Source organism: Pannus brasiliensis CCIBt3594, assembly GCF_036688125.1.
Lineage (GTDB): Bacteria > Cyanobacteriota > Cyanobacteriia > Cyanobacteriales > Microcystaceae > Pannus > Pannus brasiliensis.
The window spans coordinates 1-19,518 of sequence record NZ_JBAFSM010000071.1 but is presented as its reverse complement, the minus strand read 5'-3'; the positions used below and the strand labels follow the sequence as shown (position 1 = coordinate 19,518).

Genomic DNA, 19,518 nt, shown 5'->3' with positions numbered 1-19,518 from the left:
GTAGGAGGGCGATGAGGATCGATCGGTACATGGGAGTTAGGAATCAGGAGTCAGGGGTTAGGAATCAGGAGTCAGGGGTTAGGAATCAGGAGTCAGGGGTTAGGAATCAGGAGTCAGGAGTTAGGAATCAGGAGTCAGGAGTCAGGAATCAGGAGTCAGGAGTTAGGAATCAGGAGTCAGGAGTCAGGAGTTAGGAATCAGGAGGCAGGAGTCAGGAGACCGATAATGTACAAAATCGATTACCGCTTGAGATGGGGAGATGGGGAGACTATAAACGTTTATAGTATGGCTCGATCTTTACTTTAAAAGCTTCCGATCCGGTGCGAACCAGCGCGTTTAAGGTCTCCAGATTGGCGATCTGGAGATCGTGAAATCGGAATTTCTTCGCCGTTGCCGCCACGTCAATAGCATCAACGGGAAGAACGATTTTCGTTTGAGTGTTCGATAGAATTTCGGCGGACAGGTGTTCTGTTCGTTGTGAGGCTATCCATAGCCCCAAGCCGTATTTTCTCCCGTCCGCCACGATGCGATCGGGCGTTCTCTGGCCTTTTAACTCCTTGCACTCGTCGATAAAGATGATTCTGCTAGGGATTTTACTGTTCGATTCCCCTAGCAAACGGTGGCGATCGATCGCCTGTTTGCAGACGGTTTCGGCGGCGATCGCCTGTAGTCCCGGCACTTTCGAGAGTTCGGATAGATCGATTCTCACGATATCTGGAGAGAATATATCGGGCTGATTTCGTGAAAATATGCCGTATTCAAAGGTTGCCCGTAGTTTAAGCGACAGTTTCGGGGATTCCTTACATCCCGTCGTGATTCTCTTTTTTAAAAGTTCTTCGAGATTCGCGAGGGTGGGGGGTTCTCGCGTCCAGGTGGCCGGGTCGTCCTCGATCCCCTCCCCCCGATAGCACTCGATTAATAGATCGATCATCAGGCCGTTCTGATTCGGCCCGAGCCTGAGCGATCGGGTGAAGCTGTCCGCTACCGCGATCGCCTGTAGCTTCGGGCCGCCCCCGGTTGTCGAGAGGTCGATCGTCAGGGGATTGATCCCGTGATCCGAACTGGCGTGAAGCTCGTATCGCGTTTCCCCCGGCAGATATTGATCGCCGTGAAAGTCGATGATGATTAGCTTACAGTTGTAGACTCTGCTCGCGTCGAGGGCGATCGCTTTCAGGGTCTGCGTTTTACCGGAACCGCTCGCGCCGACGATCGCCCCGTGGGGGTTGGCCAGCGTCTCCGGGTTCCAGTAGTGGTTATCCCCTAGCAAAATCCCCCCCGGTCTCGATCGATCGATCGCCGGTTTCGGGGCGGCCGTCATTCGCGAGGCCGGGAGCGGTCTGCTTTTACCGAACATAGATAGACCTCACGCTTACGGAACCGGATAGATACTGGTCGCCCAAAACGCTGGCAACCTGACCGATCGGGGCGTTGTTGAGCGTCGCCGTCGATCCGGAAATCTCGATCGCCTTCCACTCCCGCGGGTGTTGGGGCGCGATGGCCGATTCCGGGTCGTCGATCGATACCGACCCCGATAAATACGCTTGTTTATCACGATATTTAGATAATTTTGTCAAATCTTCATCGATAAAATTCACGTTTTCTACTTGAATCACCGCCGTTCCCTCGACTTTCGCGGTAATCCGATGGGGAATGATATTACTGTCCGGGTCGTTACCTACCTTGTAGATCTCCCCGTTAACCCCTAGCAAAATGAATCCCTGTCCGTCGGTGGCGACGATCGGGAAATCGCCTTTAACGGGGGTTCGATCGATGGCGAAAACCCCGTCAACGTTGGCGACGATCAGGTTCGTCCCGCCTTTCTGGTTATAAAGTTCCTCGACCCCGCTCGGGGCGGCGATCGCTCGGTTAAACGCGCTCATTAATCCCCCCTCCGAATTGATCTGGAAAACCCAGATAGCGATCGCGGCGAGGATGGCGATTAACCAGTATTCCTGTGGTGATGCCGTGCTGAACCGAAGATTCCGATTGCCGGGGCAGACGCACCGCACGGATACCGGGTAAAACGCCTCGACCCCGGATTTCGTGAAGCAGTCGAGAAACCATCCGAAAAAATAACCGATGTTTAGCGCGTGAACGTATTCCCAACCGACCGAGAATTTCCAGCAGATCGCGTAACTGATAACCCCTAGCAATCCCGACGCTAGTAGGCTATGAGTGGCCGAGCGGTGGGGGAACCGCTTTTCGAGAAAGTGGCTGACGGGTGGGAATATCCGCCCGATCGGGGAGGTAGAGATATCGATATCGGGAAAGAGCGCGGCGATCGCCCCGACGAGTAAAACGGCCGGTTCCGCGCTTTGCAATATCAGCGCCGTTCCTAAAGATCCGGTTATCAAGTGAGTGACGGTCATCATGAAGTTATCCTCCGGCTTTCTTTCGGGAGCGATCGGATCGCGAGGGTAAAACCGATGAAAATCGCGCTCGCGATGCCCCCGAAAATGTAGAGGGCTTGGTCGTTCGTACCCAAACCGATAAATCGTAGGGTGATGAAAAATATCCCGACCAGACAGATTAGAGGCGTGATGTCGAAATAGCGGGTATGGTCTCCCGCCTCGCTCTCTAACCCTAAATATTCCTCCTCGATAATCCGGCAGGCGAGCATCGGGTTTCCCCCGACGCGCTCCTGCAATCTGGAGAATTCGGACGGCCTTAAACTAATTCCCTTTTCTATCGCCGCGGTTTCCATTAATTCCCGGATCGCGTGGTCGGGTAGCGGCTGAAGCTCGATCCGCGGGACATTAATAAAAATATCCGTTCTCGGGGGATTGGTAGCGGCGAGTAATAGCGGGGTTTCCAACTTTTTTAGCGACTTTAACCACTGTCTGAATTTCGCCTCCAGCAAGTGCGCGTCATCGAAGATTAGAAAGGCGGGATTCGTGGCTAAAAATTGAGCGATCGCCGCTTTCAAACCATCGGCGCTAATGGCGCGACCTTCCAGATTTTTCGTCGGTATCCCGAGCGCGTCCGCTATTTCCATTAGCATTTGCTTGGGCGATGCCGGCTCGATAAACGCGATAGTAAATCCCTCCGACATCAGGCAGTTATAAACCTGTTGACAAAGAAAGGTTTTTCCCATTCCCTCGCCGCTACAGATTAAAAGCTGTCCCCTGGCTTTCAACGACGCGACGAGGCGATCGAGTTCCGCCCGTCGATATACCCGCTGGTTTGCTAGGGGATATTCTAGGCCGCCGTCGTCGAGTATTTCCGGATCAGGCTGTTGGCGAATTGTCGCGGATCGATGGACTTTGGGGCGATCGCCTCCTCGGATCTCCGCACCTGCTCTAGAAGGTCGGGATCTAGCGATTCCGGGTCCTGTAAAAATTGCATCGTTAAAAGATTCTGCGCGATGAGCGTCCCCGCCGCTTTCTCCTTCGCCGTGCGGACGATCTGCCGGAATCCCTGACCGGGTTCCACCTCGATCGGGTCGAGTTCGATCGTGGCCCGATCGAGTGTCTGTTCTTCCTGTTGCACCAGCGCGCCCGCTCCCTCGAAACCGGGGAAAGTTGCCGCGGGATTTCCGGCCGCGAGCCACTCGTTATAATCGTCTAGGCGTTGGAGATCGTCGGAATAAATAAAGGTTTCTCCGTTCTCTTTCGCCTTTTTTACGCCGAGAGATTTCATTCTCTCGTACACGGTCGATTGCCCGATATTCCAGCGCTGTTTCATTTTCTCGATTAGCTCTTCGGAATTCGCGCTGATGAGTTCTTTGGTAGTTTCCGGTTCCATGAGAATTTCCCTCGAATCGAAAGTTGTGGGATTTGCCCTATAGGGCGGCTCGGGAAAAAATGTTTAGGCTTTTTCCATCTGGTTTTCCGCCGGTAAAGTCGCGAGAGTGTATCGCTTTCCGACCGCCTCGATCTTGTTTTCCCACCGTAATCGATCGAGGTGTCGCCGGACTTGCCGGGTACACCGATTAACCTTGGTGGAAATCTCCGGGATGGATAGGTGGGTATTCTGGGCGATCGCCGCTAGAATTTCCGCTCGCGTTTCCTCTCCTTTCCGGTGGCTCGGGTAGTAGTTCCTGTTAAATTCCATCGCTCGTACCTTACCGACACTGGAATTTCTACAAGTCACTTTTTCAAGCTGTATACCGTGAAAATACGGAATTCCAGTTTAAGAAATATTAAATCGAGTTTCGTTCGTGATTGATTTCACGGAGTAACTGTGATTTACATCATCGACAGGAAAACTTGGCTAAGATAGCGGCGAGATGAATTTGCCCGCGAGTAAAAACCCTCCCCGGTTTGAAGCGCGGGAAGGGGTACAAATCAAAACAGATCTTTATTGTAGGACGGTCGCACCCCGCGAGCGGTCGGCTTTTGGGTCGATCGCGCCCGTACTACCAGCGTAATAGTTTCCGCCAACGATAAAGTCCCCTTCATTCGATCGTAGAACAGGGAAACTTATTAAACCATCTTGACTGTCAAAAAAAAACTTGGTACTCTAAAATGGAAAGCCCTCTAGGTTGTGACGAACCTAGAGATATACAGAGAAACCGATGAACACGTACTTTGTCATTTATAGTACGATCGGGGTTTGCTACTTGATCTTAGCGATCCTACATCGCAAATAAATATAAGCGAACTCCAGACTGGGGACTATGTTGAAGATAGTCCTCGGTTTTTCAGTTTCACCTATATTTTCTATTCTCTTAACTCTTACAATTTACAACTACTAATCCTGACTTGTCAAGAATATTTTTTAAACTTTTTTTTCTAGATATTTCTAATTGTAAAGGGACTCAGCGGTTACAATCGTTTATTATCGAGGAGCCTTGAAAAAGATAGCTTCAAAAATCTGCGGGGTCGATACGATAGATCGCTTGTACCTATTGACTGATCCGATATAATGATCTGTTTACCCCTAACAGTCTTCTCGTTGGATCTCTTGGGCATCTGGTGAAAAATGTTTTCTATGTTACATTTAGGTGCGAGACTCGCGCTTCTACATTGTTCGATGTGTTGAGAGTAGGAACGTATAGCCTACGCCCTTTCTTAGAGAGGATGAGCTTGTTGCCATACCCCCAAGAGAGCCTTCTCGTTACACGCGTTCCGAAAACCGATCCTCGAACATCGTTTCGGGCGAGAGTTGTCCCGATGAGACGTTTCCGCCGGTCGGCTTTCGGGTCGATCGCAGCCCTCGCGAGTTTCCCCTCGTCGGTGATCGCCTTCCCCGGTTCGCTTAGACTCTACAATTCCCCTCCCTTGGTGTTTCCGCTTTTTTTCAGTGTATTTTCGTGAAAAAATGTTAAATGTTGCGGATTTTTTCTAAAAATACTTTTTAATTTCTCTTTCATGGCTCCGTCCGAAGTACAATTGTATCCGTTCACCCTTAAAATGCACACAAAAGATCGAGCTTCGCGCTCTCCGCTCGTTTCTCGGATAACTGAGGTACGTTCTCGCGGCTGGGATCTTTGAGTGGTAAGGGTTGGTATGTACTTCACCTTTACGAGAAAGGCTGTAACACCTATGACTATCTGGCAACCGAATCCTAAAATAATCCAACACCAATCCCCCAATCAGGTAATTATTTTATATCGAGGTTTCAGTGAATTAATCAATGGAGATCAAGTGATTGAGGGTAAAAGTTATATTCAAATTTCTTGGTATCCTCATCCAACCATAACCGTTAAATTTATTTATCATGGTGAAGATCGGACAGAATTGGGAAAGGTAGATTTAAAACTTACCGAATTATTCCCTCAAACTCGCATCAAGGTTCATTTTTCTGGTGCGACTTATTACGGAACTGGCAAAAATGAATTTTTTGGTTATTTAGCGGAACCTCTAAGACGCGGTGAGGTTGAAAATTTATCCTCGCTTACTTTTTATATCCCTAATTTTTATTGGTTCGATGTTTTTGTGAATGATGATGATTATGAAAACATGGAAGCAGAAATCGATAAAAATGAGAATAGCAATCGATTAGAATCGTGGCTATCAATTGGTTGCTTTGATGGACAATTTATTTTCACGTACCAAAATTGGCGTATTTATTTAAGTGCCTTAGAGGGTGGGTTCGAGCTTGAAGAAAAGCTTGACGCGCAGGGAGGTTATGGAGTCAATCATATTTGTATGATGAAACGATTAGATAATCGCAAATTTAATTTAAACGAAGCTTACGAGATTATTGAAGCTTTTATTTATTATCTTTCATTTGTTAGAGGATTTTGGGTAGCCCCTCTTTTTGTTAAGGGCTACGATAGCGAAGGCAATCAAATATTAGAAGAGTGGCGAATCCCAACGATTAAAGCCAGTTCATGGTTATCCGGTAACTATTCTTGGTGCTACATTGACAGTACGGAAATTATTGATACCTTTCCCGGATTTATGAAAAAATGGCAAGATCAAACGTGGCGAGAAGTTATCAAAAATTCCATTCAATGGTATATAGAAAGCTTTACGCACCAGAATGGATACAATACTTCTATTATTTTGATTCAGTCCGCTTTAGAGAATTTATCGTGGATATATTTAAGCGGAAATAATTTTATTAGTCCTGGCAGTTTCCAAAAATTAACCGTTGACGATAAAATCAGATTACTTATCAAATCTCTTCAAATTGAATTACTTCCCATGAGCGAAGAATGGGAAGCTATAAAGTTAGCTAAAAAACATGGTTGGATATCGACTTGGTTAGATAGTATTAATTTAATCGGACAAATTAGAAATTTAATCGTTCATCCAAAAGTCAATCAGAAAGATAATAGAGTAATCCTGACAGAAACGATCATGTCTGAAGTTTTTCAAGTCGGACACTACTATTTACAACAATGTTTGCTTAAATTATTTGAATATCCTTTCGAGGAAAACGACAATTTTCAGGATGATGATGAAGAGGCCGAGTAGGAGATCGGGTTTCCGCCGTCTCGTCGATCGTTGCTAGGGGATAGGGGTTTCTCGGGAGCGATCGAACCGAATCACGGCAAGCTAAAGATAGGGTTCGTCCCGGCCTACGACAGAGATTCCCGGCCGCGTTCGCAATTGCCAAGGACAGGCCGAAGGCGAACGCGATCCTCAAACATTACAGTAGCGAGAGTTGTTCCGATCCGCGCCGGTGGTGGGCGAGATGATTAAGGTTTATGACCGCCCTTTGTAAACTAGCGATCGGTTTTGTTTCGTTTTAGGGTGAGTCCGGTGATTTTGTCGATCGATTCGGGCAAGCTAGAGGTAGGTTCACTTTTCTCACCGGTAGGGATCGGTTAAATCTTTGCCGTTACGCGAATAGGACTGGAGAGCGATCGCCCGATGAAGCAAGTCATTATCGAGAACCCTATTATTAACTCGGCGTTTGAGGAACCGAAACGGCATTTTCGGTTTGACGACGAGGGGATTACGGGTGAAATCGTCGAGGAAAGGCGAAAAAGTCATTATTTTATCCCGATCGCCCGACCGAAAAAGAAGAGTCAACAGTTAGAGATTCCCCTGTGGACTAACGATCGCATCGAGGAAAACGCGTTTATCAACGATGTCCGCGGGAGGGTGGCGATCTGGCGTAAGGGGGGTTATCGCGGGGCGGTTAACGTCACTCCCGTTACCCGTCGTCTGCTCGAACACTGGAATAATCCCGATCGGGAGAGACAGCTATTTTTCTGCCAGCGCGAGGCTTTGGAGACGGTCATCTATATCACCGAGATAGCCGATAAATCGGGAGATACCTATATTCGGAATCGGTTGAATCAATTTAAGGACGAGGCGAACCCTTTATTATTCCGAATGGCTTTAAAGATGGCGACGGGTAGCGGGAAAACCGTTGTCATGTCGATGCTGATCGCCTATCACACCCTCAACAAAGTAGCGAATCCCCAACGCCGGGAATTTAGCGACGCTTTCCTGATCGTCACTCCCGGCATTACTATCCGCGATCGCCTGCGGGTTCTCATGCCGAACGATTCCGAGAACTATTATAGAAAGTTAGATCTCGTGCCTTCCGATCTCCGCGGGGATTTGGAGAAGGCGAAGATCGTGATCACCAATTATCACGCTTTTTTACTACGGGAACACACTGCGGCGGCCTCGCTAACGAAAAGTATTCTCGTTCAGGGGAAGGAGGTGAGTCCTTTCACGGAAACCCCGGAGCAGATGGTGCGGCGGGTCTGTCGGGAATTGGGAAACAAGAAAAATATTATCGCCATTAACGACGAGGCTCACCACTGTTACCGTCGCAAGCCGGACGGGGATGAGGAAAAATATAGCGGTGACGATCGGGCGGAAGCGCAAAAAAACGAACGCGAGGCGAAAGTTTGGATCTCGGGGCTGGAGGCGATCCAACAGAAAATCGGCATTCGAGCGGTTTACGATCTCTCGGCTACCCCTTTCTATCTCAAGGGCAGTGGCTACCGCGAGGGAACGTTATTCCCGTGGGTTGTTTCCGATTTCTCCCTGATCGACGCGATCGAGTCGGGTATCGTCAAGATTCCCCGCGTTCCCGTCGCGGATGATTCGATGAAGGGGGAACTTCCCACCTATCGCAATATCTGGGCGTTGATCCGCGACCACCTACCCAAGAAAGGCAGGGGTTCTAAAGATAATGTCCCGACGACCCCGGAGCCGAAACTACCGAAGGAATTGGAGGGGGCGTTACAGAGTCTTTATAGTAATTACGAGAAATCTTTTCAAAAGTGGCAAAATAACGAGGAATCGGCAACGAAAGGGTTAACGCCTCCCGTGTTTATCGTGGTCTGTAATAATACCAGCGTTTCCAAGATGGTCTATGACTATATCGCGGGATGGGACACGGCAAAGAAATACCCCGATGGTCGTCCCGTCCTCGCGCCGGGGAAATTGGCTCTTTTCAGTAACGTGGAGGGCGATCGCTGGTCGTCCCGCCCCAATACGATCCTGATCGATAGCGAGCAGTTGGAATCGGGCGGCGCGATGACGGACGAGTTTAAGAAACTGGCGAAAAATCAGATCGAGGAGTTTAAGGGGGAGATCCGCGAGCGTTTTCCCGGACGCGACCCCGAATCGATCGCCGATGAGGAATTGCTGAGGGAGGTAATGAATACGGTCGGTAAGGCGGGGAAATTGGGCGAACACGTCCGCTGTGTCGTGTCTGTCTCCATGCTGACCGAGGGGTGGGATTGCGGTACGGTGACTCATATTCTGGGAGTGAGAGCGTTCGGAACGCAATTACTTTGCGAACAGGTGGTAGGACGAGCGTTACGGCGTATTTCCTACGCTCACGAGGAGAGAGAGATCGCGATCAACTCGAAAGATGTCCGGATCGATTGTTACGAGCCGGAGTACGCGGAAGTGTACGGGGTTCCTTTCGCGTTTATCCCCTGCGCCGGCTCTCAAAAGACACCCAAAGCCGGGCCTCTCCCCACGCGCGTGCGGGCTTTACCCGAACGCGAACATCTCGCGATCACTTTCCCCCGGTTATTGGGCTACCGTTACGAGATCGGGCGAACCGAACTGAAGGCGGATTTTAATAATCCGGGCTGTCGCTATACCGTCTCCACCGAGAATCTACCGACAGAAACGATCAACGCGCCGATCGTCGGGGAGTCGAGTATCCATACTCTCGACGAGCTTCGATCGAGGCGGGAACAGGAGGTCGCTTTTTTATTGGCGAAACTGACTTTAGAAAAGTATTTTCGGGACGATGGAACGAAAAAGACGGAGCGGGAGGAGGTTCACAAGTTCGACGCGGACGTGCAGGCTTGGTTATTCCCGCGGGTGCTGTCGATCGCGAAGGAATGGCTGAGAGTTGCCGTCAGCTACAAGGCGAAGACTTACCCCCAGATGTTGTTACTGTGCGAGTTCGCCCACGACGCGGCGGATTGTATCTATCAGGCGATCGCGGCGGGGGAACCGATCAAGAGAATCAAGCCGATCCTCCGTCCCTACGAGGCGATCGGTTCGACGCGCGGGGTCGATTTCGACACCTCCCGTCCCGTTTACGTTACCGATCCCGACAAATGCCACGTCTCTCACGTTGTCGCCGATACGAACAGTTGGGAGCAGAAAATGGCGGAAGTTTTAGAAAGTATAGATGAGGTGGCGTATTATGTGAAAAATCAGGGATTAGGCTTTTTTATTCCCTATACTTACGGAGGTCAACAAAGAAATTATCAACCCGATTTTATCGTCAGGGTGAACGATGGCCAGGAGGATCTATTGAACCTGATCGTCGAGGTATCAGGAGAGGAAAGAGCGGACAAGGCCGCTAAGATTAGCACCGCTCGAAATCTGTGGCTTCCCGCTATCAACGGTCACGGCAATTTCGGACGGTGGGAGTTGATTAACATCACCGATCCTTGGGATGCCGAGAATACGCTCAAGGGGGCGATCGCTTCGGGAAAATTCGATCAAGTCGGAGGGGGAATATGGACTTACCAAAAATAGATTTTAGTAATTTATTTCTTTATGGAGGTAGCTTTAGTGGTTGGGTTCTATTGGGAAGATTCGTATATGAAATTTATAGAGATGAGGTAAGAACTGGTAATTTAAAAGTAGAGGTAGATAGATGTGAATGTATATCTGACGAGCAAAAATTGACCGTTTTAAAAGTCGATCTTTGCTTAGTAGGCGTTAGTAAAGATATTTATATTAAAACGGTTAAATTTATTTATCCAAGTATAGAGTCATCCTCATCAAACAGCTTGATTATTCGGAATGGTTACTCGAAAGATTTTACTTTTCAAGGTCTTGCCGAACTTTTTACTGAACAATACAAAAAGTGGGGGAGCAATCGAGAAGGAGTCCATGTTTTTATTTACAGATATGCTAATCCATCGGAAAACAATAATTACACACGAGTAAAGTTAGAAAATCTGAAAGATTTAAAAATAGAAAAAAATACCAGAAAATCAGTTTCTCTGGTTGTATCTGGAGATTTTATCATGAATGATTCTATGAAAATAAAATTAGAAATTGATTATGGTGTAAAGAAAAAAGTAATTTCGTTAAATCCAACAATTATCAATCCCTGGAGTGAAGAGAATGCCTAAACGAGAATCCGCTAAATCAACTCAAATCGATAGCGTCAAACATCAAGACAAACGTGCTAATATTCCTACGGAGGAACTTAGGGATTTTATGCAGGAAGAGGATAGGACACCGAAAACGATAGTTTATCCTCGTGACCCGTCTCTCGATCCTCAACTGGTTTGGAAAGGAAAGGACGAACAGGACAGCAAAGATCTAGAGGTTCCTGCGGTTCCTATTTACATTCAAGAAAAGATCCATCCTCACGCCATTATCGAGGGGTTCCGTAGCCAAGTCAGGAAGGAGAGCAAAGAGCAACAACTCAATCTATTCGGTGATTTCAGCGCTCTGAACTTCGATCAGGAAGTTGATTTTTACCGTCACGAGGTCAATTGGGCTAACCGCATGATACTGGGGGATTCTCTATTAGTGATGAACTCCCTAGGGGAGAAGGAAGGATTAAAAGGAAAAGTACAGTGTATCTATTTCGATCCTCCTTACGGTATTAAATTCGGCTCTAATTGGCAAGTTTCAACTCGTAAGCGCGAGGTGAAAGATGGTAAGGCAGAGGAGGCCACACGTCAACCCGAACAGGTTAAGGCGTTTCGGGATACATGGGAATTGGGAATACATTCTTATTTGGCTTACTTACGCGATCGTTTAGTAGTAGCGAGAGAATTATTAGCTGAATCTGGTAGTATTTTTGTCCAAATTGGAGATGAGAATGTTCATTTAGTTCGATGCTTAATGGATGAGATTTTTGGAAGTGAAAATTTTGTCAATCAAATTGTCTTTACAAAAACAACTGGATTTTCGGGAATTTATTTGTCATCAGTTTATGATCAAATTTTATGGTATTCTAAGAAAGCTTCTCAATTAAAATATCGCCAGTTATATAAAGAAAAAGAAACAGCATCTGATAATGTATTTTCCATTTATAGACCTGCTTCAAAAATTTCAAATTTAAAAAATAAAAATTTTGGCGCGGAGCGCCTTGTGAGGTTAGATCAGCTAACCTCACAAGGCGCTCCAGTATCTTCTTTTGATAAACAAATCTTTCACTATGAAGGAAAAGAATGGTTGCCCGCATCAGGTCTTCATTGGAAAACAACGACTACAGGACTTATTAAATTGGCTTATGCTAATAGAATAGCTATAACAGGTAAGACTTTAGGTTATATTCGTTGCCTAGACGATTTTCCTGTTTATCCAGTTGATAATATATGGCGAGATACGGGAACAGGTAGTTTTACAGATCCTAAAATCTATGTTGTTCAAACTGGAATTAAGGTAATTCAACGCTGTATCCTCATGGCCACTGACCCCGGCGATCTTGTTCTCGATCCCACAATGGGAAGCGCGACCACTGCCTACGTCGCCGAACAATTAGGAAGACGCTGGATCACGATCGATACCAGCCGGGTCGCTCTAGCTTTAGCCCGAACTCGCCTCATGGCGGCTAAATTCGATTACTATTACCTAGCCGATTCCGAGGAAGGCATCATCAAAGAAGCGGAATTAAAAGGGCAAGCCTCCCCCGTTAACCCTCAAACAAACGGAGACATCCGAAAAGGCTTCGTCTATAAACGAGTTCCCCATATTACCCTCAAGTCGATCGCTAATAACCAAGAAATCGACACCATTCACGCTAAATGGCAGGAGAAGCTAGAACCCATCCGAACCGAGTTAAATCGACTTCTAAAGCAAAAATGGGAAGAGTGGGAAATTCCCAGAGAAGAAGGACAGAAATGGCCACAGGAGGCGAAAGACCTACATCAGAACTGGTGGCGCACGAGGCTCGATCGCCAGAAGGAAATCGACGAATCGATCGCCCGTAACGCCGATTACGAAACCCTCTACGATCAGCCCTACGAGGATAAAAAACGGGTGAGAGTCACCGGGCCGTTTACCGTCGAAAGCCTATCCCCTCACCGGGTTCTCTCCACCGACGAGCGCCCCGCGTCCGAAGGGGAAGGAACCAAACAGGCATCCGATCGCTTCGAGGTGAGAATCATCGAAAACCTCAAGAAAGCGGGGGTACAGAATACCAAGAAAGGGGAAAGACTCAAATTCGATTCCCTCGAACCTTACGCCGGGACATGGCTACAGGCGACGGGAGAGTATAGCGAGGCGGACGGTACGGTTAAACGGGTCGCCGTATCGATCGGGCCGGAGTACGGAACGGTAGGAACCGAACAGATCAAGGAAGCGGCCAAAGAAGCGGTGAGGGGATTGGGTCACGACCTCCTGATCGTCTGCGGTTTCGCCTTCGACCCCAACGTTACCGAGGAGTCGAAAAATCTCGGTAAGTTACGGGTACTCGTTACCAAGATCAACCCCGACCTTTTATTAGGGGACGAGTTACTGAAGAAAACGGGGGCGGCCAACCTGTTCATGGTTTTCGGTGAACCCGATATCGCGATCGATCGCTTACCCGATGGTAAGATAACCGTCGAACTCAAGGGGCTAGACATATACGATCCCACCACCGGCGAGATCCGGAGTAGTTCCACGGATGATATCGCCTGTTGGTTCATCGATACGGAATATAACGAGGAAAGCTTTTTCGTGCGTCACGCCTATTTCACGGGCGCGGATCGACCTTACGAGAAGTTAAAACGCACTCTTAAGGCCGAAGTCGATGAAGACGCTTGGGAACAACTTTACTCGACCGTTAGCCGTCCGTTCGACCCGCCGATCGGAAAGGGCAAAACGGGAAAAATAGCGGTTAAAGTCATTAATCACTACGGGGACGAGGTGTTAAAGGTTTATGAAGTCAAGTAACGCTCGATCGTCGTCCGGCTAGTAGACTTGTTCGGTAGCGATGCCAGCGCGACGGTGGAGATGAAATAAGTTTATGAGTTCGTGATTAAATCTTTAGAACTATCGAAAGACACCTACTCAGAAAATTTATAAAATTGAAAATTTTCGATTTCGTTCAAAAACTCTAAATGTAAGACAGGAAGGAGAATCTAATTATGGAAAATCACCACTTTGAATATGATTCATCTTTTGTTTGCGACTGTTCCGATAAATTGCTAACTCAAAGTGACAATCGCTACAGCTTAGTCATGAAGGTCGCTCGAAGAGCGAGACAAATAAAACATGAATCTGATAGACTAGATCCTCATTATCTTAGCGATCCATTAAACAAACCTGTCATCGCCGCTATTATAGAGATGGCAGATGAATTAGATGATTCATTATATCTTCAAGAAGACAATGTAGAGACATTCACCTTACAAAATAACGTAAAAACACCTATTCAACAACAGACGGTACAACATAAGCCTAAATCATCAACTCAATTATCCCTTGCCAAAACAAACAAGCAAAAGCCAGATAAATCATTAAACACGAAAGAAATTCAACTCAATCAATTTAAAGGTGAGATCGGAAAAAATCCCCAATTACTTTCTTTTAAAGAAAAATCTAATCTGGAACTATGGGAGGAATTAATTAATTGGATTAATGAAGCTATCTGTGAACTTGATTTAGAAGCCGCTGAAAATTCCGTCGAGAGATTAATTACTAGATCGAGCGATCGCACGCCATTTGAAATCGCACATATCTTAATGGTTCATAAATCTTTGCAAGCCGCTGGAGTTGATGTAGTTAGAGGAATTCCTTTTATCGACACACTTATTGAAACATATATGGGCATTAGTTTACCGTCTCTAGCCAAGTTAGCGGCCGAGATGGTTTACCAAATAGCTATAATTTATAATTGGGAATCGTTAAACTTGAACGTCACAAATGTTGAAATACAGATTCTTCTCGCGTTTGCCGCTACTTTATTGGGAGAAAACGCTATTGATTCCGGTATCGCTTGGCTTAAAATGGGAAAACTAGAATCAATGTGTATTAGTGCCGGTGCTAAAGCTTTTATGATTTACGCCATCGGAGAAACCGCTTGCCTATACTACGAGAACCGAACTAGAAATTTAGCAGAAGATTCACAAAATTATTTAGATGATATTCACACGGAAAGAGATATGATTTATGCCATTGAAGAAGAGATTGAAGAGTATTTTCGCCCAGATTATATAGATTATACGTTATTAAGTCAGTATTTATCAAATCAACAATGGAAACAAGCAGATCAGGAGACAAAAAATATTATATATAAGCTGATAGGTCAAAATGAGGGAAGTGTCAATTATCAATCGTTATCAAAAGTATCTAGCGATGATTTAATGGCAGTTGATAAGTTGTGGTTAAAGTATAGTGATAATCATTTTGGCTTCAGCGTTCAAAAATCGATATATTGGACATCAAAAAATAATATCGGAAATTTTGGAGAAGCGATTGGGTGGAGAGGAAAAGCGGGTAACTTTAATGGTGCTTTTGGTTGGATAGAATATTCCGATATAAATTTTAGTTTATATGCACCTATCGGTCATTTGCCAGCTTTTTGGTTAGACATTAAAGACAGTTTTTCGATAAATCTTGGACATCAGCTGAATAATTCTTTTAAAGCGATTCTTGAAAGAAATGATTGGTGCAGAGAGCAAATACATTTTAAAACTATTTCCGAAAGTGTTGATAAGTTTCTTGACAATATTGATAAATCCTATACATAGCTAATCGATCTCGATTATTGGCGAAAAACATGAAACGATCGCACCAAAAGAAAAAGCGAATCAATCCCTATCTCGGCTACGGACTGCTGATCGTTCTGGTCTGCATCCAATACGGGAAAGATTCACTCTACTTCAATAACGGGGGCGGGGGTAAGAACTGGCGGATCGGCGCGCCGTTGGTTAATCCTGTCTCCGCTTTCCCGGGCCGAACGCTCTCCGAACTGAGACAACAGGCGTTACTCCTCGTCAACCGCGACCGGAAATTAAACGGTCTGCCTCCCCTCCGGGAAGACCCGCTAATCGCCCATACCGCTCAGAAACACGCGGACGATATGGTGAACCGGAACTTTTACGCTCACGTCAATCCCGACGGGCAGAGTCCGACCGATCGATACCGGGCGAACGGGGGAATCGGCGGTATCGGGGAAAATATCGTCTATCAGGATCGATGGCCGGGGGTCGTTTTATCCTACGGACTGGCCGAGAGATTCCAGCGAAGTTGGATGTATTCGGAGGGTCATCGAAAGAATTTACTGACTCCCGGTTACACCAAATTCGGCTACGGGATCTCGATCGATCGGGTCACGGGTAAAGTGTACGCGGTGCAGAATTTCCAGTAACTTAAGCGACTTCACCCATGCAACCGGACCCCGACAATTCGATCGTCCCCACTGGCGGGAAACTTCCCCTCAGCCGGGAGATGAACACCTCGCAACTCCTCGATTTTTTACTGGCCCTCGATCGAGCCAAAGCCAAGGACGTGTCCAGGAAAACAATCCAAGAATGGCTATCCCCCCGAACGCGGCCGGGGTTTTACTGTGAGATGGAACCGACCCTGCATCTAGCCTATGCCGACCAGCGTGACGGGCCGAATACAATACACTGGTGGCGGCTGTACTTCGATCGCACTTGGCAGGAGAAGATTGATCGAACTCTTCAATCCTCCGCGCTGGCGACGGTCAAAAAGATCAACGGGAAAACCGAGGGTTTCGAGTGGGGCGGGATGATGTTTCGATCGCCCGCAGAGGTCAAGATCGCCGACGCACTCTATCAACGGGGCGTTTTATTCTTCGCCAACGCGAGAGGTCGGGTGAGCGATCGAGGTTCCCCCGTGTCTCGATCGAGCGGGTTAACAGCGGGACGATTAGAGGTAGACTTTCTCGTTTTTCACCGGGGCAAGTGCATCAGCTTGGAAGTGGACGGGAAACATCACGAGAAAAGCGATCAAGCTCATCGAGACTACATCCGCGATCGGCTACTGCTGGGAGAGGGAATCCCCACGGCGCGCTTCACCGCTTCCGAATGTTTCCAAAACCCCGACGCGGTGATCGAGGAATTCTTAAATATGTTCTGATCGATCGAGTCTCCACCGTCCTCAAATTTTCTGAAACGGTTGCCCGTAAAACTCCCACATCTCCCGATTAAAAGGCGATCGCCATTTGTGAATAAGTTCGCTCTCCCATTCCCGCAGGATTTTCTTTTCCGGCGGGACGTGATACCAGAAAGACGCGCTAATCGCCACATCGAGATCGTAGCGACGGTGAAGCTCGATATAGTGCAACACGTAATCTTTGCAATAGTGCCTACCCACCCATCGCTGACGGGCGTTCAGCTTCGTCTCACCGATATAGAGGATGATTCCCGCCGCGTGATCGATCTGGAAATAGATACAACCGCCCTCATCCAAAGACTCGAAACAACGCGGGGGCAGGTCATAAAAGTCTGACGGGTATCTCTTGAGAGCGAAAGGCTCGATCTCGTCCGCGGTGTGCCATGTGGTTTTCGGCAGAGCGAATAAGCTCGCCTGCTCGATCGCTCCCTTTCCCTCTCTCACTCCTTTCTGATAGTCGGCGATTCGGGACTTCCACGCGATCAGGAAATCCTTACTCATCTTTAAGCCTTCCTCTGTGGGTCGGAAGGGTTCTTCATGCTTGAATAAGCTCGGCTCGTTCACGGTTGAGACGTTGAAATCGGGATCATCATTTTACTAGGGGATGGAATTCGGGATGATTTTTTCGATCGCCCTCCCCGGATTTTGCTAGGGGTTAACTTGAGTAGTACGGGCTTATTCCCTAGCCAATCGATCGCCCGCCCAAAATTTTGCTAGGGGTTAACCTCGATCGAACTGTAAAACTCGATCGCCATCCCGGAGCGCGTCCGGTAGGGCAAACTAAAAGATAGAGTTCGCCTTGTCCCCATGAGCAAGATCCCCGACTGCGATCGCTGTCTGTTATTCTCCCAACAGCTTTACTACGTCTGTGCCGTCCACCCCGAAGGTGTCGAGGGGGACGAATGCCCGGACTTCCGGCCCGATCCGGAGATCGATGAGGAAGAAGAAGAAAAGCCTTGGTCGCCGGCGGGACACTTTTGGTACGGTGACAACCTACTCCCCGATCGTCTCTGGCGACCATCGAAAGAAGAACAGGAAAAAATTATCGAAACTCATCCCCTCTTCACGGGTCTCTGTCCGAACTGCTCGCACGTTTTCAGCACCAACCCGCCAACCGGCGCGCCGTGGCACTGCCCGGCTTGCGATTGGCGCGAGGATTCACCGATTTACAATCGCACCGAATAGTGAGAGTTGACCCGGCGAGACGTTTCCCAATCCCCCGCGGTGGTAGTCGAGATGGCAGGGGGTGCAGACCGCGATTAGGTTTTCCGGGTCGCTGTTCTCGGGTACTCGATCGAAGTGATGCACCGTTAACGTTCTCGCGGTTCTCTCCGATTTTTCTAACTCGCTTACATCCTCGTCGGGGCGCAAGCACTGCAAACCGCACTTCTGACACTTCCACCCCGCCGCTTCCTTGATGCCGGTGGCCAGAGCTTTCCAATTTTTCGGGTATCGTCCGCGGAAACGCATATCGGGAGGGGGCGATCACTACTTTCTTATCCTACGCGACCGCTTCGATTTTGTCCCTCGGTCTCTTGCGGGGGTTCGGCCTTGGGTCGATCAGGCCCGCAAACCCCGACGGGAGAACTCGCCGATCTCACTCGATCGATCCGTCTGGTTATCTGGTTTACTGGTTATCTGGTTTCCCGAATCGATCGATCAGCGCCTCGACAATCACCGCGGTCATGGTCGTCCCCTGCCGTTTCGCCTCGGCCGCCCAGTGCTGGCGCAGGGATTTCGGAACCTTAACGGAAAGATTCACATCCGAATCGCTCTGGATAATCTGATTTTCTGGAATACCGGGTTTCTGGTTTTCTGGAATACCGGTAATCTGGTTTTCTGGTTCTCTGGCTTTCTTAATTAAATCGCCGTATTTTCCCGTCATTACAGTATCTCCAATATCTCGTTACCTAAAGCCTTGTAATCGTTCCACGCGACCCGTAGTTTCGCGTCGTTCAGATCGCGGATCGGGACTCCGGCGAGGGCGGCCTTCTGATAGCCCACCGTCCGCCGGATCATGGTTTTAAAAACGGGGATCTCTCCCTCGCTCAGTTCTTTCCGTAACGTTTCCCCCTCCTTGTTGGGGGGCGGCGGGACGATCGTGATCAGGGCGCGATAGTTAGCCGATCCGAGATCCTTAGCCGTCTCTAGCATGGGTTGAAGGCTGAGAACATCGGGGGCGGTCGGCAGGATCAGGAGTTCGCACCCTTTCGCCAGTTCTTTGAGGTCGTCGGAATGGGGCCGGGCCGGGGTGTCGATGATCACGAAATCCGAACCGCCGATCGTTTTCATCGCCCGGCGCTCGTCGGCGACGGTAAACGGTAAGGTTCCCCGTTCCGCCCAACCGATCGCGGTACGGTTCGGGTCGCCGTCCACGAGAACGGTTTTTCCCCGATCACTGAAATAGGCGGCCAGATGGATCGCGGTGGTACTTTTTCCCACCCCTCCTTTATAGCCGGTCACGGTGATGATCTTCATCTGGTTTTCTGGTTATTTTTTGAGTTTTTTCCAATTTATCAGCAGAACGGCGAGAATATTCGCTCTGGTAATCTGGATTGCCATAAAACCAGATTGCCATAATTCTTTAAAACCAGAT

General features: G+C 48.2%; 18 protein-coding genes. 9 read left to right on the top strand and 9 right to left on the bottom strand.

What is annotated here, in order from left to right; genetic code table 11:
- The coding region (locus V0288_RS22980) for a hypothetical protein (RefSeq protein ID WP_332867522.1) at nt 1-194 on the top strand (194 nt) is incomplete at its 5' end.
- A gap of 74 nt (nt 195-268) precedes the next feature.
- On the opposite strand, the gene V0288_RS22975 is transcribed toward V0288_RS22980, so the two are convergent.
- From V0288_RS22975 to V0288_RS22955, 5 genes are all read right to left on the bottom strand, one after another.
- Nucleotides 269-1,354, bottom strand: a complete 1,086-nt coding sequence (locus tag V0288_RS22975) for an ATP-binding protein (protein ID WP_332867521.1) — start codon at nt 1,352-1,354, stop codon at nt 269-271.
- Complete coding sequence (locus V0288_RS22970) at nt 1,344-2,372, bottom strand: metal-dependent hydrolase (protein WP_332867520.1); 1,029 nt, start codon at nt 2,370-2,372, stop codon at nt 1,344-1,346. Before V0288_RS22970 ends, V0288_RS22975 begins: the two co-directional genes overlap by 11 nt.
- Nucleotides 2,369-3,136: an ATP-binding protein gene (locus tag V0288_RS22965; RefSeq protein WP_332867519.1), complete on the bottom strand. Its 768-nt coding sequence runs from the start codon at nt 3,134-3,136 to the stop codon at nt 2,369-2,371. Before V0288_RS22965 ends, V0288_RS22970 begins: the two co-directional genes overlap by 4 nt.
- A 62-nt stretch (nt 3,137-3,198) precedes the next feature.
- Nucleotides 3,199-3,744 carry a hypothetical protein gene (locus V0288_RS22960; protein ID WP_332867518.1) on the bottom strand — a complete coding sequence of 182 codons (546 nt, stop codon included), beginning with the start codon at nt 3,742-3,744 and terminating at the stop codon, nt 3,199-3,201.
- 63 nt (nt 3,745-3,807) lie between these two features.
- Nucleotides 3,808-4,053: a hypothetical protein gene (locus V0288_RS22955; protein ID WP_332867517.1), complete on the bottom strand. Its 246-nt coding sequence runs from the start codon at nt 4,051-4,053 to the stop codon at nt 3,808-3,810.
- 1,433 nt (nt 4,054-5,486) lie between these two features.
- On the opposite strand from V0288_RS22955, the gene V0288_RS22950 reads away from it, so the two are divergent.
- The 7 genes from V0288_RS22950 (at nt 5,487) to V0288_RS22920 (ending at nt 16,886) form a co-directional block, all read left to right on the top strand.
- Complete coding sequence (locus V0288_RS22950; protein WP_332867516.1) at nt 5,487-6,866, top strand: YopA family protein; 1,380 nt, start codon at nt 5,487-5,489, stop codon at nt 6,864-6,866.
- A gap of 399 nt (nt 6,867-7,265) precedes the next feature.
- Nucleotides 7,266-10,367 (top strand): BPTD_3080 family restriction endonuclease, encoded by a 3,102-nt coding sequence (locus tag V0288_RS22945; protein ID WP_332867515.1) that lies wholly within the window; start codon nt 7,266-7,268, stop codon nt 10,365-10,367.
- The gene (locus V0288_RS22940) at nt 10,349-10,972 is read left to right on the top strand and encodes a hypothetical protein (protein WP_332867514.1); all 624 of its coding nucleotides are present in this window, start codon (nt 10,349-10,351) and stop codon (nt 10,970-10,972) included. The genes V0288_RS22945 and V0288_RS22940 overlap by 19 nt, the downstream gene beginning before the upstream one ends.
- Entirely contained in the window at nt 10,965-13,733 is a 2,769-nt protein-coding gene (locus V0288_RS22935; protein ID WP_332867513.1) for a site-specific DNA-methyltransferase, read from the top strand. The genes V0288_RS22940 and V0288_RS22935 overlap by 8 nt, the downstream gene beginning before the upstream one ends.
- 194 nt (nt 13,734-13,927) lie before the next feature.
- Entirely contained in the window at nt 13,928-15,532 is a 1,605-nt protein-coding gene (locus V0288_RS22930) for a DNA-directed RNA polymerase subunit omega (RefSeq protein WP_332867512.1), read from the top strand.
- A 29-nt stretch (nt 15,533-15,561) separates the two neighbouring features.
- Nucleotides 15,562-16,152: a CAP domain-containing protein gene (locus V0288_RS22925; RefSeq protein ID WP_332867511.1), complete on the top strand. Its 591-nt coding sequence runs from the start codon at nt 15,562-15,564 to the stop codon at nt 16,150-16,152.
- A gap of 17 nt (nt 16,153-16,169) precedes the next feature.
- Complete coding sequence (locus tag V0288_RS22920) at nt 16,170-16,886, top strand: endonuclease domain-containing protein (RefSeq protein ID WP_332867510.1); 717 nt, start codon at nt 16,170-16,172, stop codon at nt 16,884-16,886.
- Nucleotides 16,887-16,907: 21 nt separating this feature from the next.
- On the opposite strand, the gene V0288_RS22915 is transcribed toward V0288_RS22920, so the two are convergent.
- Nucleotides 16,908-17,423 carry a GIY-YIG nuclease family protein gene (locus V0288_RS22915; protein ID WP_332867509.1) on the bottom strand — a complete coding sequence of 172 codons (516 nt, stop codon included), beginning with the start codon at nt 17,421-17,423 and terminating at the stop codon, nt 16,908-16,910.
- Nucleotides 17,424-17,729: 306 nt separating this feature from the next.
- Here V0288_RS22915 and V0288_RS22910 point away from each other — a divergent pair, with 306 nt between their 5' ends.
- Complete coding sequence (locus tag V0288_RS22910; RefSeq protein WP_332867508.1) at nt 17,730-18,107, top strand: hypothetical protein; 378 nt, start codon at nt 17,730-17,732, stop codon at nt 18,105-18,107.
- Here the strand turns inward: V0288_RS22910 and V0288_RS22905 are convergent.
- The 3 genes from V0288_RS22905 to V0288_RS22895 all read right to left on the bottom strand — a co-directional run bounded on the left by V0288_RS22905 (nt 18,081) and on the right by V0288_RS22895 (nt 19,400).
- Nucleotides 18,081-18,392, bottom strand: coding sequence for an HNH endonuclease (locus V0288_RS22905; RefSeq protein ID WP_332867507.1), 312 nt, complete (start codon nt 18,390-18,392; stop codon nt 18,081-18,083). The two genes, V0288_RS22910 and V0288_RS22905, sit on opposite strands and share 27 nt — an antisense overlap.
- Nucleotides 18,393-18,549: 157 nt before the next feature.
- Nucleotides 18,550-18,807, bottom strand: a complete 258-nt coding sequence (locus V0288_RS22900) for a hypothetical protein (protein ID WP_332867506.1) — start codon at nt 18,805-18,807, stop codon at nt 18,550-18,552.
- Nucleotides 18,807-19,400, bottom strand: a complete 594-nt coding sequence (locus V0288_RS22895; protein WP_332867505.1) for a ParA family protein — start codon at nt 19,398-19,400, stop codon at nt 18,807-18,809. Before V0288_RS22895 ends, V0288_RS22900 begins: the two co-directional genes overlap by 1 nt.
- Nucleotides 19,401-19,518: the final 118 nt, after the last annotated feature.